Source organism: Undibacter mobilis (assembly GCF_003367195.1).
GTDB classification, from domain to species: domain Bacteria; phylum Pseudomonadota; class Alphaproteobacteria; order Rhizobiales; family Xanthobacteraceae; genus Pseudolabrys; species Pseudolabrys mobilis.
Genome location: NZ_QRGO01000002.1, coordinates 609,295 through 622,922 on the forward strand (window position 1 = coordinate 609,295; position 13,628 = coordinate 622,922).

Below are 13,628 nucleotides of genomic sequence, written 5' to 3' on the forward strand. Positions count from 1 at the left end.
CCGGGGACTTCACCATGTCATTGCACTACGGACTGGTCAGCCCGGAGACACTTGCCGCTCACGACGGCCTGAGCTTTCTCAAGGGCATCATCTCCGGACAGTTTCCGCAGCCGCCGATCGCCGGGACGCTCGGCTTTCATCTGATCGAGGCCGAACCCAATCGCGTGGTGTTCGAGGGCCTGCCCGAACAGCGGCACTACAATCCGATCCACACCGTGCATGGCGGCTTCGCCGCGACCTTGCTCGATTCAGCGCTCGCCTGCGCGATCTTCACGACCATGCTCAAAGGCGATGCCTGGACCACGCTGGAGCTGAAGCTGAATTATGTGCGGGCGATGACCAAAGACACCGGCCCGGTGCGTGCCGAAGGCCGCGTCATCCACCGCGGACGCACCATTGCAACGTCAGAGGGCGACCTCAAGGACGCAAGCGGCAAGCTTTACGCTCACGCCACGACGACCTGCATGATCATGCCGGCGAAGCCGTAGAAGCGGTCGCTTCAGCCCTGCGTCGGCGGCACCCGCACCACCATGCCGTCAAGCTGCGGCGTCAGCATGATGCGGCAAGCCATGCGACTCGACCTCTTCACTTCCGCGGCGACTTCATCGAGCTTGTCGTCTTCCTCGCGGCTGCGTTTCGGCAGGCGCGACAACCACGGCTCGTCGATATAGACGTGACAGGTACCGCAGGAACAGCTGCCGGCGCAGGCGCCGATGATGCCGTCAATCTCGCAATCGACCGCTGCATCCATCAGCGTCATGCCGGGCGGCGCGTCGACGGGCTGGGATCGGCCGTTCGGCTCGATAAAGACGATGGTCGGCATGGTGTCAGCCTCCGGCGCGCGCATGGCGGCGCCTGGTGGCGGCCCGCCGCCATCCATCATCGGTCTACATCGTATATTTTCAGTTGTTGCCGGCGGCGAACGACGAGCGCAGCTTCAGCGGGCCATCTTCGTTCTCGACACTGGCCGAACGCGTCGGCCGGCGCGTGAACTCGCAATAGGCAAAGCCGAGACCGGAGACTGAACCACGGAACGTGTATTCGTCGACCTTGGTAACGCGGAAGCACGGGTCGATCGGCAGGCCCTTCATACTGGCGCAGACCGAGCCTTCGCGCACATGCAGCGTATTGGCCGGCAGCGCGGCGTAGCGCACCTTGCCGGCGCCCTGGAATTGGATCGAACCGACAACCGAGCCGTCATGCAGCACGCGGCCGCGGCCGCGGGTGCCTTCGAAGCAGGTGTAATTGAAGGTCTTGCCGACGACGAAAGCGCGCGCCTGTTCAGCCGTCAGCTCTTCGGCCGTTGCCACTGACGGCAGGACGGCCAACAGGCCGATCACGCACGCACTTACACGCAACATCACGGGAACTCCAACTGACGCCACAAGACAAGATTAGCGGGCTTGCGCCCGCCAGAAAACATCTTGCGGAGTATGCCTAACGATCGTTGGCAAATCCTGAATGGAATTTACCCGATCTTGACCACGACGCGACCCCGAACCTGCCCGGCGACGATGGCGGCTGCCACCTCCGGCAGTTCGGAGAGGCCGATTTCCCGGGTCATCGCGGCTAATTTCTGGCGATCGAGGTCCGTTTCCAGCCTTTTCCACGCCTCTTCGCGCTTCGGCAGCGGGCACATCACCGAGTCGATGCCCAAAAGACACACCCCGCGCAAAATAAACGGCGCGACGGACGCCGGCAGATCCATACCGCCGGCAAGCCCGCAGGCAGCAACCGCGCCGCCATAGCGGATCATGGACAGGAGGTTGGCCAGGGTCGTGGAACCGACGCTGTCGATGCCGCCGGCCCAGCGCTCCTTGGCCAGTGGCTTGGGCGTGCCGGCAAGCGCGGCGCGTTCGACGATTTCGCTGGCGCCGAGGCTCTTGAGATAGTCGGCCTGCTCGGGGCGGCCGGTGGTGGCGCTGACCGAAAAGCCGAGCTTGGACAGGATCGCCACCGCAACCGAGCCGACGCCACCAGCAGCGCCGGTGACGGCAATGGGGCCGCTGGCCGGCGTCAGGCCGTGCTTTTCCAGCGCCATGACGCAAAGCATCGCCGTGTAGCCCGCGGTGCCGATCGCCATCGCGTCACGGGTCGAGATGCCGGCCGGCAGGCGCACCAGCCAGTCGCCCTTCACCCGCGCCTTTTCGGCATAGGCACCGAGATGGGTTTCGCCGAGACCCCAGCCATTGAGAATGACCTTGTCGCCGGCCTTCCACTTGGGATGGCTCGACGCCTCGACGGTGCCGGCGAAGTCGACGCCGGCGATCATCGGGAACCGGCGCACCACCGGCGCCTTGCCGGTGATGGCGAGGCCATCCTTGTAATTGACCGTGGAATATTCGACGCGGACGGTGACGTCGCCGTCCATCAGGTTTGCTTCATCGAAATCGGCGAGCGCGGCCTTGGTGCCGCTCTCGGTTTTCTCGATCACCATCGCCTTGAAAGTCGTCACCCGGGCCTCGCTTCGTATCCAGAGGATTTGCGAGGGTTTTCGCGCGCGGAGGCCCCGCGCGCAACTGTTTTAGGGGGACGATTTCAGGCCGCAGCCGGGACCAGCGGGCGCGCTACCGGCTTTTCCACGATCGGCAGGTTGATGATCGCCGACAGGACGCCAAAGAAAACGCTCAGCCACCACACCGGGTTGTAGCTCTGGAAATGCTCGTAGGCGAGACCGCCGAGCAGCACCCCGAGGAAGCCGCCGACCTGATGGCTGAAGAAGGCGATGCCGAACAACATGGCCAGCCAGCGCGTGCCGAACATCACCGCCACCAGCGACGACGTGGGCGGCACCGTCGACAGCCACAACAGACCGGTCACCGCGCCGAAGATCAACGTCGTCACTGGCGTCACCGGCAGCAGCACGAAGGCGGCGATGGAGATCGCGCGCCCGAAATAGATCGCCGACAAGATGTAACGCTTCGGCATGCGTGAGCCCAGATAGCCCGAGGTGATCGAGCCGACGATATTGAACAGGCCGATCGCCGCCACCGTCCAGCCGCCGATTTCCGCCGACAGTCCGCGGTCGGCAAGATAGGCCGGCAAATGCACGGTGGTGAAGGCAAGCTGGAAACCGCAGGTGAAGAAGCCGATCACCAGCAGCACGTAACTGCGATGACCGAAGGCTTCGGTCAAAGCCTGTTTATAGGATTGCGGGAGCTGCGCGACGGTACCGGCCGCCGGCTTGCGCGGCGCCGCCAGCACCAGCGACAGCGGCAGAATGATCAGCATCAGCGCGGCAAAGACGAACAGCGCGCTGGTCCAACCGGCCGAGCCGATCAGGCCCACGGCGAGTGGCGAAAACAGGAACTGACCGAACGAGCCCGCCGCGGTGCCAAAACCGAAGGCGGTCGAGCGCCATTCATCCGGCAAAAGCTTGCCGAAGGCGCCGACGACGATGGTGAAAGAGCAGCCCGACAAACCGAACCCGATCAGCACGCCAGCCGACAAAGTGAGCGTCGCCGGGGTCGTCGAATAGGCCATCAGAAACAGCCCGGCGGCATAGAGCACGGTGCCGGCCATCAACACCCGCGGCGCGCCGTAGCGATCGGCGATCGCGCCGGCGAAAGGCTGGCCGATGCCCCACAACAGATTCTGCACCGCCAGCGCGAAGGCGAAGACGTCGCGGCCCCAATTGTGAAGCTGCGACATCGGGGTGAGAAAGAAACCGAGCGCCGAACGCGGGCCAAAGCCCAAAAGCGCGATGATACAGCCGCACACGATAATCACGGCAGGCGCGCGCCAGCCAAGGGACGGAGGTGCGCTGGCGGTCTGGGAGGACATTCGGGTTGCTCCGGCGAAGTTCAATGCCAGCGGCAGTTTGCCACCGGCCAAGAGCCGAAACATAGTAACAAGCCTGCGCCGCCCCTAGCGAAAAGTACTGATCAAAGCCATTTGCGGCACGCATGGCTCGCGCGGAAATCGTTGGGGATTTCGCCCTCGCCCGCCGCTATCGACCGGCGTTGCCGTAGATCCGGGTCAGGTTGCGAGCCTCCTGCAGCGTGAATTTGGGATCCCCCCAACTCGGCTCCGCAGCGCCGTCGCCCCAGTTGCGCGGGCGGTAGAAGATGAGGCCGCCAAGCTTGTCCATCTTCTTCATCTCGGGCACCCAGTTCGGCCGCGCCCAGTCGTCGTGATAATGCGTCGACTTGGCGACCTCCGGCATCCACAGCTTGCCGTCGAGCGAATCGCGGGCGATGCGCATCGAACGGTCGTAGGCCTCCGGCTCCTTGATCGCTTCCGATTTGCCGTCGCAGGCGAAGGTGAACTGGCAGGCCAGATGCCGGTGCTTGTTCTGATAGACCACGCCGCAGACATCGTTCGGGTAATAAGGCGAGAACACGCGGTTGAGCACGACCTGCGCCACCGCGATCTGCGCCGTGACCGGTTCGTCGCGGGCCTCGAAATAGATGGCATGGGCGAGACACTTTTCGGCCTGGGTGCGCTTGACGCCGGACAACGACAAACGTTCGGACGGCGAGCGCGGCCGCTGATCGGGACCGGTGACGACACCTTTGGAGGCGACGCTGTGGCCCTCGTCGATCTTGATGTCGCCGTTCGGCGGCGCCAGCGCCGACATCTTCACATCGGGATCGCCCGACGCAACCACGACCGGCGCGTCGCCCGGCGCCCAGGGCAACAGACGTTCGCGTTCGCCGGCCAGCGGCTGGCGGCCGAAGAACACCTCGTCGGTGGAATAAAGCTCAAGCTTCGGGCCGTCATCCTTGCGCCTCAGATCGAGCGATGGCCCCGCAGGTTCGATCGCGGTCAGCGCCGGCATCGGCGGCATCGGTGTGCGCGCCCGAGAGATCAGCGAGTCCCGCTTGTTCTTGCGGTTCACGGTCGGGAACCTGAAAGGCGCGTTCGGATCGGTCCAGGGCTGCGCCGCGATTGAACGCGACACATCGTTCGGATCGAGGCTGGCCAGCGTGTAGGCAACCGGCTGCGGAATCGTGGTGCCGACCGGCCGCGGCATCGAGAACATCGCGGCGTGAATGGTGCCGAAGGGCGACGCGATCAGATGTTCCCGCGCGCGCTCGGCGACGCCGGGCTGCCGCGCCAGCAATGAAGCCAGGTCCTGATAACCGGTGGATGTGGGCAGAACGGCAAAGACCGACAGGGCACAGCCAAACAGCTTGCCCCTCGTCCTGGCGCCATAACGCCGACGCGTTCTGAAATCGACCTTACGCGACGCCACGCAACGTCCTCGACCACAAATGCCACCCGCGATCAGGACAATGCGACAGGTTTCGTTATTGGCCGGTTAACCTTGCCCGCGCGTTAACGCCGCACCGCCGCGGCGTTTCGCAAGAGTCTATTAACCCTCTGGCAATCGGTATCGCTCACAATCGGATACCATTTCTGGTGATCGCGGGGCCATCATGGACCTGTTACCGCTGTTGGCGACTCTCGGCGGCCAGGCCGCGCTGGGCAAGATCAGCGTTGTGTTGCTGATCGCCGCTGCAGTCGTCTATCGCCGGCAACGCTCGCAGTATCGACACCTGTCGCTGGGCCTCGACAACATGTCGCAAGGCTTGTGCATGTTCGACAACCGCGGCCGCGTCGTTTTCAGCAATCGCCGCTATCTCGAAATGTACCGGCTGTCGACGGAAACAGTGACGCCCGGCCTGCCGCTGCGCGACCTGATGGTGCAAAGGCAGGCGACCGGCCTGTTCAAGGGCGACATCGATGCCTATTGCGCCGATATCCTGAGGCGAGTGCGCGGCGGCAGCGACATGGGCGCCTATGTGCCGGCCAGCGACGGGCGCATTGTCCTCGCCAGAAACGAAGCGCTGTCCGACGGCGGCTGGGTCTCGACGCATGAGGACGTCACCCAGCAGCGCAACGCCGAACTCGAGCGCGCCGCCAACCGCGACACCGAGAAGCGCCGCGCCGCGGTCGACGGCGCGATCGTCGCCTTCCGCCCGGTTGCCGAAGATCTGCTGTTGCGCGTCAGCGAGGGCGCATCAACCATGCGCACCACCGCCAGTGCGTTGTTCGATGCCTCGGACAAGACCTCGCAATGCGCCGACAGCGCCGCACAGGCTTTCACCGAAGCCAGCGCCAATGTCGAAACCGCGGCGATCGCCGCCGAACAGCTGTCGCAATCGATCGGCGAGATCAGCCGCCAGCTCAGCCACACCAGCGATATCGTGAAGCAGGCGACCGACGAAGCTCGCGCGACCGACAGCGAAATCGGTCAACTGGCCGATGGCGCGCAAAAGATCGGCGACGTGGTCAAGCTGATCGGCAACATTGCGGGGCAGACCAACCTGCTGGCGCTTAACGCCACCATCGAAGCCGCGCGCGCCGGCGAGGCCGGCCGCGGCTTTGCCGTAGTCGCCTCCGAAGTCAAATCGCTGGCGGTGCAAACGGCGAAAGCGACCGAGGAAATCGCCGGCCATATTCTCGCCGTGCAGAATTCGACCGGCGGCGCCATTGAAGCGATCCGCAAGATCGCCGAGCGCATGGGCGAGATCAATCGCTACACCGCGACGGTCGCCGCCTCGATCGAGGAGCAAAGCGCGGCCACCGATGAAATTTCGCAGAACGTTGCTGGCGCGGCCCAAGGCGCAAGCCATGTCGTGCAGGTAACCGGCGAAGTGGTGGCGGCTGCGGACGAAACGCGCGCGTCGGCCGAGGTCGTGCGCGCGACGTCGCAGACCGTCGAAGCCGCAGTCGGCAATCTGCGGCTTGAGGTCGAGGACTTCCTGAAGAAAGTGGCTGTCTAGCGCTACTGCAGCCCGGCGCTGGTGCGCAGGATCAGGAACAGGCCGACCGCGAGCGCAAAGCCGGCGATGCGATGCGTCATGCTCAGCGGCGGACCGAATTGAAAACCGCGGAGATACATCACCACGGTTTCGAACAACGCGATCGCGACCAGAATCCAGAAATAAGGCGACACCGCAAAGCTGCGGCTCGCCGGCACATAGATGTACAGTCCCGCGGCGGCAAGGCCGATGAGGAGCGAGAAGCCGTAGAAAATCCAGTCGATCCTCATGGCTTGTCGCCCCCCTTTATTGTTGATCGGCTGTCTTAGGCCTGACTTGCCGCCGCCTTGCCGAGCGCCGCTTGCGCCGCCGCGAGACGCGCAATCGGCACGCGGAACGGCGAGCACGACACATAGTCGAGCTTGGCCTCATGGCAGAACGCGACCGACGACGGATCGCCGCCGTGTTCGCCGCAGATACCGACCTTGAGCTTCGGGCGCACCTTGCGGCCGCGCTCGACGCCGATCTTCACGAGTTCGCCGACGCCCTGCTGATCGATCGAGACGAAGGGATCGGCCGGCAGAATGCCGCGCGCGGTGTAGATGCCGAGGAAGCTCGCGGCATCGTCGCGCGAAATGCCGAACGTGGTCTGCGTCAGATCGTTGGTGCCGAAGGAGAAGAATTCGGCCGACTCGGCGATTTCGCCGGCCATCAGTGCGGCGCGCGGCAGTTCGATCATGGTGCCGACGTCGTAAGTGAGCTTGGCGCCGGTTTCTTTCTTGACCGCTTCGGCCATCGCGTCGATGCGCGCCTTGACGAGGTCGAGTTCGGCCTTGGTCGCGATCAGCGGCACCATCACTTCCGGCACGACCTTCTTGCCGGTACGCTTGGTGACATCGGCGGCGGCCTCGAAAATGGCGCGCGCCTGCATCTCGGCGATTTCCGGATAGGCAATCGCGATACGGCAGCCGCGGAAGCCGAGCATCGGGTTGAACTCGGCGAGCTCCTTGGCGCGGTCGGCGATCTTCTTGGCATCAACGCCCATCGCGGCTGCGACTTCGGCGATTTCCTCGTCGCCATGCGGCAGGAACTCATGTAGCGGCGGATCGAGCAGACGGATGGTGACCGGACGGCCGTCCATGATCTCGAACAGCTCGACAAAGTCGCCGCGCTGCATCGGCAGCAATTTGGCGAGCGCGGCGCGGCGCGCTTTTTCCTCGTCGGCGAGAATCATCTCGCGCACCGCCTGGATGCGCTCGTCGTCGAAGAACATATGCTCGGTGCGGCACAGGCCGATGCCTTCGGCGCCGAAGCGGATCGCCGCCTTGGCGTCGTTCGGCGTGTCGGCATTGGCGCGAACGCCAAGCTTGCGCACCTTGTCGGCCCAGCCGATCAGCGTCGAGAACTCGCCGGACAACTGCGGCTCGATCATCGACACCTTGCCTTCCAGCACCTGGCCGGTCGAGCCGTCGATGGTGATGTGGTCGCCCTTCTTGAAGGTCTTGCCGCCGGCGCTCATGGTGCCGGCCGCATAGTCGACGCGGATCTGGCCGGCGCCGGAGACGCAGGGCTTGCCCATGCCGCGCGCCACCACGGCGGCGTGCGAGGTCATGCCGCCGCGCGTCGTCAGAATGCCTTCGGCGGCGTGCATGCCATGAATGTCTTCCGGCGAGGTCTCGACGCGCACCAGCACGACCTTGTGGCCGTCGGCCTTGAGCTGCGCCGCTTCATCCGACGAGAACACGATTTCGCCCGAGGCCGCGCCCGGCGACGCCGGCAGGCCGGTCGCCAGCACATGACGGTGCGCCTTCGGATCGAGCGTCGGATGCAGCAATTGATCGAGCGACAGCGGATCGACGCGCAACACTGCTTCGTTCTTCGAGATCAGGCCTTCATTGGCCAGTTCAACGGCGATGCGCAGCGACGCCTTCGCCGTGCGCTTGCCGCTGCGGGTCTGCAGCATCCACAGCTTGCCCTGCTCGACCGTGAACTCGAGGTCCTGCATATCGCGGTAATGCTTCTCGAGCTTGTTGTAGATGCGCGTCAGCTCCTTGTAGGCGTCGGGCAGCGCCGACTCCATCGAGGGCTTGTCGGAGCCGGCTTCCTTGCGCGCGTCCTCGGAAATTTCCTGCGGCGTGCGGATGCCGGCGACAACGTCTTCGCCTTGCGCGTTGATGAGGAATTCGCCGTAGAGCTTCTTCTCGCCGGTCGAAGGATTGCGCGTGAAGGCAACGCCGGTCGCCGAGGTGTCGCCCATATTGCCGAACACCATGGCCTGCACGTTGACCGCGGTGCCCCAGCTTTCGGGAATCGAATGCAGTCGGCGATAGGTCTTGGCGCGCTGGTTCATCCAGGAACCGAACACGGCGCCGATGGCGCCCCAGAGCTGTTCGTGCGGATCCTGCGGGAAGTCGCGGCCCAGCTCCTGTTTGACGCGCGCCTTGTAACGCTCGACGAGCTGCGCCCAGTCGTCGGCGGTCAGATCGGTGTCGAGCGAGTAGCCCTGCTTCTCCTTGTGCATGTCGAGGATTTCCTCGAAATGCTCGTGACCGACGCCAAGCACCACATCCGAATACATGGTGATGAAGCGGCGATAGCTGTCATACGCAAAGCGACGGTCGCCGGACTTCGCCGCCAGCGCCTCGACGGTCTGGTCGTTGAGACCGAGATTGAGCACGGTATCCATCATGCCCGGCATCGAGGCGCGGGCACCGGAGCGCACCGACACCAGCAGCGGGTTGACGCGGTCGCCGAACACCTTGCCGGTGATCTTGCCGACCTGGGTCAGCGCCTTTTCAACCTGGCCCTTCAATGCCGCCGGATATTTTTCACCGTTGGCATAGTAATAAACGCAAACCTCGGTGGTGATGGTGAAACCGGGGGGCACCGGCAGGCCGAGATTGGCCATTTCGGCGAGGTTGGCGCCCTTGCCGCCCAGGAGATTTTTCATCTCCGACTTGCCCTCGGCCTTGCCGCCGCCGAAAGCATAGACCCACTTGCCCTTCGCCGCTGGCGCGGCTTTGGCTTTTGCCTTGGCCGGCATCTTCCGGGCCGCGGTCTTTTTGACCGCAGCCTTCTTGGCTGCGGCCTTTTTCGGGGCGGATTTCTTGGATTTGCGTTTAGCCATCTCGGAGATCTGGTCCTGGATCGGGGGAGGATATGGAACCCGGGGCCGTCAAATCACGCCGAATGCTGCAGCGCAAGCCCGGAAAGGCCCGGTACGGACAGGTCTTTAGACCTAGCGGAAGATACCGAGACCGATCAGGCCGATGACGATCAGATAGGCCGCGACGATGTAGTTCAGCAGCCGCGGCATGATGAGGATGAGAACGCCGGCCAGAATGGCGACGATCGGCTGCAAATTGGCGATGCTGATGGTCATGGGAGAGAATCCTTTTGGGGTGCAGGAGGGACGGAACCTAGAACAGATGAAGCAGGCGCGAGTTCCCGCGCCCGCTGCAGGATGGCCTTGCCAGAATCGCAAGGCGTGCGCCATCGCCCCTGTTCTTTAAAGGCCCGGGGCGGCCTGCCTTTCTCCTTCCGTCCGCGAAGCACCGGATCCGGAATCCAGACCCACCCTCAAACTCCGCTGGATTCCGGGGTTCGCTCGCTGCGCTCGCGCCCCGGAATGACGAAGGAACTTACCCCTCGATCCGCGCGAAATCCGCCACCGTGCGGGTGGCTTCACGGATCTCGTTGAGCAACGTCAGGCGGTTGGCGCGGACGGCCTTGTCGTCGGCATTGACGGTGACCTTGTCGAAGAAGGCATCGACGGTGGGGCGGAGCTTGGCCAGCGCGCTCATCGCGACGGCGAAGTCTTCCTTGGCAACGGCGGCCGCCGTCTCCTGCTTGGCGGCAGCGGTGGCTAAGGCCAGCGCCTTCTCTTCCGCTTCCTTGAGCAGCGACGCATCGACGGCACCGGCATAAGCCTTGCCGTCCTTCTTCTCTTCGATGCGCAGGATATTCGAGGCGCGCTTGACGCCGGCCAACAGGTTCTTGCCGTCGTCGGTTTCGAGGAACGCACCGAGCGCCTCGACGCGGCGCACGACCATCAGCAGGTCGTCCTGACCCTCGATCGCGAACACGGCATCGACGAGATCGTGCCGGGCGCCCTGCTCGCGCAGCTGCACCTTGAGACGGTCGGCGAAGAAGGCAATGAGATCGCGCGTCGGCACGACGAAGGAATGCGCCTCGATCAGCTTCGGCCCGGCGACGCTGCGCTCCTTGGTCGACACCAGCACTTCGAGCTTCATCGCCAGTTCGATGTCGGTGGCGCCGATATTGGCGATCTCGTCGTGGATCGGATGCAGCGCCGCGAAGGCCGAAGCCAAAGCCTCGTCGCGCGCCACGGCGCCGAAGTGACGCCACAGCAGGCGGCGCAGCGGCAGGCGCAACTGGTTGTCGATGATGATGCGGATGATACCGAGCGCCGCACGGCGCAGCGCATAGGGGTCCTTCGATCCGGTCGGCTTCTCATCAATGGACCAGAAACCGACAAGCGTATCGATCTTGTCGGCAAGCGCCACGGCGATCGACACCGGATCGGCCGGCACGAGATCGTCCGGGCCCTTCGGCCGGTAATGATCCTCGATCGCATGCGCGACCGCCTCGTCCTCGCCCTGCGCTTCGGCGTAATAGCGGCCCATCAGGCCTTGCAGTTCAGGGAATTCGCCGACCACTTCGGTGAGCAGATCGGCCTTGCAGAGCTGCGCCGCGCGTTCGGCCTTGGCCCGGTCGGCGTCGACGGCCCGCGCCAGATCGCCGGCGAGCGAGACGATGCGCGCGATGCGTTCAGCCTGCGAGCCCAGCTTCTCGTGGAACACGATCTGCTCGAACTTCGGCAGACGATCCTCGAGCTTCTTCTTCAGGTCGGTCTCGTAGAAGAACTTGGCATCCGACAGGCGCGCGCGAATGACGCGCTCGTTGCCGGCGACGATGGCCTTGCCGCCGTCGGTCGCCTCGATATTCGCGACGAGGATGAACTTGTTGACCAGCTTGCTCGTCGAGGGATCGCGCAGCACGAAACATTTCTGGTTGGCGCGGATGGTCGAGCGGATGACTTCGCCCGGAATATCCAGGAAGGCCTTGTCGAAGGCGCCCATCAGCGGCACCGGCCATTCGACGAGACCGGCGACTTCCGCCGTCAGCCCTTCGTCCTCGACCAGTTCATGCCCTTGCGCGAACGCAAGGTTGCGCGCATCGGTGCGGATGATGTCCATGCGCCGCGCCGGATCGAGCACGACCTTGGCCTTCTCGAGCGACGCCACGTAATCGTCGAAGCGCCGCACCTTGAAGGCGGCCGGCGCCATGAAGCGATGGCCGCGGGTTTCGTTGCCGGCTGTGATGCCGCCAATCGCGAACGGCAGCACCACCGGCTCCTCGGTCTCGGGTCCGAAGGTGGCGATGATGGAATGCAGCGGACGCACCCAGGTGAGCGCGCCTGGCTTTGCCGAGTCCGCGCCCCAGCGCATCGATTTCGGCCACGGGAAAGCGCGCACGATCTCCGGGATCAGCTCCGCGATCACCTCAACGGCGTCACGGCCCTTTTTCTCGGTGATGGCGACATAGAAGTCGCCCTTCTTGTCGGCCTGCACCTTCGCCTGATCGATCGAGGTCAAACCGGCCGCTTTCATGAAACCGGCGATGGCCTGCTCGGGCGCGCCCACTTTCGGGCCCTTGCGCTCTTCCTTGAGGTCGGGCTGCCGCGCCGGCACGCCCTGTACCGTCAGCGCCAGCCGCCGCGGCGTGGCGAAAGCCTTGGCGCCTTCATAGACGAGCCCGGCCGCAACCAGCCGGTCGGTGACCATCTTCCTGAGGTCATCGGCGGCGCGCGCCTGCATGCGCGCGGGAATTTCTTCGGAGAACAATTCGAGCAGAAGATCGGGCATCGTCGATCCTGACTTAAACGGAAACGCCGCCGGCTTCGGTCGCCAGCCAGGCTTCGCCGCAGGCTTTCGCCAATTCGCGCACGCGCAGAATGTAGCTCTGCCGCTCGGTGACCGAGATCACGCCGCGGGCGTCGAGCAAATTGAAAACGTGGGACGCCTTGATGCACTGATCATAGGCCGGCAGCGCCATGCCATGATGTGTGCGTTCGGCATTGTAGCCGGCGTCGAGATATTTCTTGCACGCCTGCTCGGCCATCTTGAACTGCTCAAACAGCATGCCGGTGTCGGCGACTTCGAAGTTATGCTTCGAATATTCGCGCTCGGCCTGCAGGAAGACTTCGCCGTAGGTCACGCGTTTGTCGCCATCGAGACCGTTGAAGTTGAGATCGTAGACGCGATCCACACCCTGCACATACATGGCGAGGCGCTCGAGACCGTAAGTGAGTTCGCCCGCAACCGGCGCGCATTCGACGCCGGCGACCTGCTGGAAGTAAGTGAACTGCGACACTTCCATGCCGTCGCACCAGCATTCCCAGCCGAGCCCCCAGGCACCGAGCGTCGGGCTTTCCCAGTCGTCCTCGACGAAACGGATGTCATGCAGATCGGAGGCGATGCCGATCACCTTGAGCGAGTCGAGATAGAGCTGCTGGATGTTCGGCGGCGACGGCTTCAGGATCACCTGGAACTGGTAGTAGTGCTGCAGCCGGTTCGGGTTCTCGCCGTAGCGGCCATCCTTCGGCCGGCGCGAGGGCTGCACATAGGCGGCGTTCCAGGGCTTGGGCCCGAGCGCGCGCAAGGTGGTGGCCGGATGGAAGGTGCCGGCGCCGACTTCCATGTCGTAGGGCTGGAGAATGACGCAGCCCTGCCCGGCCCAGAACTGCTGCAACGCCAAAATCAGGCCCTGAAACGAGCGCGACGGATCGAGATTGGCTTGCGCGGCGGGCATGGAACGTTCGGGCCTGTCAGGGGTTTTCCGGCGGCCGTTTGCCCCTCATTTTCAAAGGGTAACGGCGGCCGGGACCCTATCGGC

12 protein-coding genes are annotated in these 13,628 nt (G+C 64.3%); 2 read left to right on the forward strand and 10 right to left on the reverse strand.

Annotated features, from left to right (window positions below; all coding sequences use genetic code 11):
* Positions 1 to 14 precede the first annotated feature (14 nt).
* Positions 15 to 488 (forward strand): PaaI family thioesterase, encoded by a 474-nt coding sequence (locus DXH78_RS17125; RefSeq protein WP_115518425.1) that lies wholly within the window; start codon positions 15 to 17, stop codon positions 486 to 488.
* A gap of 11 nt (positions 489 to 499) precedes the next feature.
* Here DXH78_RS17125 and DXH78_RS17130 read toward each other — a convergent pair whose 3' ends face one another.
* The 5 genes from DXH78_RS17130 to DXH78_RS17150 form a co-directional block, all read right to left on the reverse strand.
* Positions 500 to 823, reverse strand: coding sequence for a 2Fe-2S iron-sulfur cluster-binding protein (locus DXH78_RS17130; RefSeq protein WP_115518545.1), 324 nt, complete (start codon positions 821 to 823; stop codon positions 500 to 502).
* A 79-nt stretch (positions 824 to 902) separates the two neighbouring features.
* A complete protein-coding gene (locus tag DXH78_RS17135; protein WP_147292667.1) occupies positions 903 to 1,361 on the reverse strand; it encodes a hypothetical protein in 459 nt (152 codons plus the stop codon).
* Positions 1,362 to 1,468: 107 nt separating this feature from the next.
* Positions 1,469 to 2,455, reverse strand: a complete 987-nt coding sequence (gene acuI, locus DXH78_RS17140; RefSeq protein ID WP_115518427.1) for an acrylyl-CoA reductase (NADPH) — start codon at positions 2,453 to 2,455, stop codon at positions 1,469 to 1,471.
* A gap of 83 nt (positions 2,456 to 2,538) precedes the next feature.
* Positions 2,539 to 3,783, reverse strand: coding sequence for an MFS transporter (locus DXH78_RS17145; RefSeq protein WP_115518546.1), 1,245 nt, complete (start codon positions 3,781 to 3,783; stop codon positions 2,539 to 2,541).
* 166 nt (positions 3,784 to 3,949) lie between these two features.
* Positions 3,950 to 5,197: a cell wall hydrolase gene (locus DXH78_RS17150; protein WP_245416915.1), complete on the reverse strand. Its 1,248-nt coding sequence runs from the start codon at positions 5,195 to 5,197 to the stop codon at positions 3,950 to 3,952.
* Positions 5,198 to 5,381: 184 nt separating this feature from the next.
* Between DXH78_RS17150 and DXH78_RS20290 the strand changes: the two genes are divergently transcribed.
* The gene (locus DXH78_RS20290) at positions 5,382 to 6,731 is read left to right on the forward strand and encodes a methyl-accepting chemotaxis protein (protein WP_115518428.1); all 1,350 of its coding nucleotides are present in this window, start codon (positions 5,382 to 5,384) and stop codon (positions 6,729 to 6,731) included.
* A 2-nt stretch (positions 6,732 to 6,733) separates the two neighbouring features.
* On the opposite strand, the gene DXH78_RS17160 is transcribed toward DXH78_RS20290, so the two are convergent.
* From DXH78_RS17160 to DXH78_RS17180, 5 genes are all read right to left on the reverse strand, one after another.
* Positions 6,734 to 7,000 carry a hypothetical protein gene (locus DXH78_RS17160; protein WP_115518429.1) on the reverse strand — a complete coding sequence of 89 codons (267 nt, stop codon included), beginning with the start codon at positions 6,998 to 7,000 and terminating at the stop codon, positions 6,734 to 6,736.
* 35 nt (positions 7,001 to 7,035) lie between these two features.
* Positions 7,036 to 9,837, reverse strand: a complete 2,802-nt coding sequence (gene ppdK, locus DXH78_RS17165) for a pyruvate, phosphate dikinase (protein WP_115518430.1) — start codon at positions 9,835 to 9,837, stop codon at positions 7,036 to 7,038.
* A 111-nt stretch (positions 9,838 to 9,948) separates the two neighbouring features.
* Entirely contained in the window at positions 9,949 to 10,092 is a 144-nt protein-coding gene (locus DXH78_RS17170) for a DUF3096 domain-containing protein (protein ID WP_115518431.1), read from the reverse strand.
* A gap of 259 nt (positions 10,093 to 10,351) precedes the next feature.
* Positions 10,352 to 12,598, reverse strand: coding sequence for a glycine--tRNA ligase subunit beta (gene glyS / locus DXH78_RS17175; RefSeq protein ID WP_115518432.1), 2,247 nt, complete (start codon positions 12,596 to 12,598; stop codon positions 10,352 to 10,354).
* A gap of 13 nt (positions 12,599 to 12,611) precedes the next feature.
* The gene (locus tag DXH78_RS17180; RefSeq protein ID WP_115518433.1) at positions 12,612 to 13,544 is read right to left on the reverse strand and encodes a glycine--tRNA ligase subunit alpha; all 933 of its coding nucleotides are present in this window, start codon (positions 13,542 to 13,544) and stop codon (positions 12,612 to 12,614) included.
* Between the last annotated feature and the right edge of the window lie 84 nt (positions 13,545 to 13,628).

What these genes read in the sequence shown, in the direction of transcription:
- DXH78_RS17125 (WP_115518425.1), top strand. Translation starts at nt 15, where the DNA reads ATGTCATTGCACTACGGACTGGTCAGCCCGGAGACACTTGCCGCTCAC.
- DXH78_RS17130 (WP_115518545.1), bottom strand. Translation starts at nt 823, where the DNA reads ATGCCGACCATCGTCTTTATCGAGCCGAACGGCCGATCCCAGCCCGTC.
- DXH78_RS17135 (WP_147292667.1), bottom strand. Translation starts at nt 1,361, where the DNA reads ATGTTGCGTGTAAGTGCGTGCGTGATCGGCCTGTTGGCCGTCCTGCCG.
- DXH78_RS17145 (WP_115518546.1), bottom strand. Translation starts at nt 3,783, where the DNA reads ATGTCCTCCCAGACCGCCAGCGCACCTCCGTCCCTTGGCTGGCGCGCG.
- DXH78_RS20290 (WP_115518428.1), top strand. Translation starts at nt 5,382, where the DNA reads ATGGACCTGTTACCGCTGTTGGCGACTCTCGGCGGCCAGGCCGCGCTG.
- DXH78_RS17160 (WP_115518429.1), bottom strand. Translation starts at nt 7,000, where the DNA reads ATGAGGATCGACTGGATTTTCTACGGCTTCTCGCTCCTCATCGGCCTT.
- ppdK (WP_115518430.1), bottom strand. Translation starts at nt 9,837, where the DNA reads ATGGCTAAACGCAAATCCAAGAAATCCGCCCCGAAAAAGGCCGCAGCC.
- DXH78_RS17170 (WP_115518431.1), bottom strand. Translation starts at nt 10,092, where the DNA reads ATGACCATCAGCATCGCCAATTTGCAGCCGATCGTCGCCATTCTGGCC.
- glyS (WP_115518432.1), bottom strand. Translation starts at nt 12,598, where the DNA reads ATGCCCGATCTTCTGCTCGAATTGTTCTCCGAAGAAATTCCCGCGCGC.
- DXH78_RS17180 (WP_115518433.1), bottom strand. Translation starts at nt 13,544, where the DNA reads ATGCCCGCCGCGCAAGCCAATCTCGATCCGTCGCGCTCGTTTCAGGGC.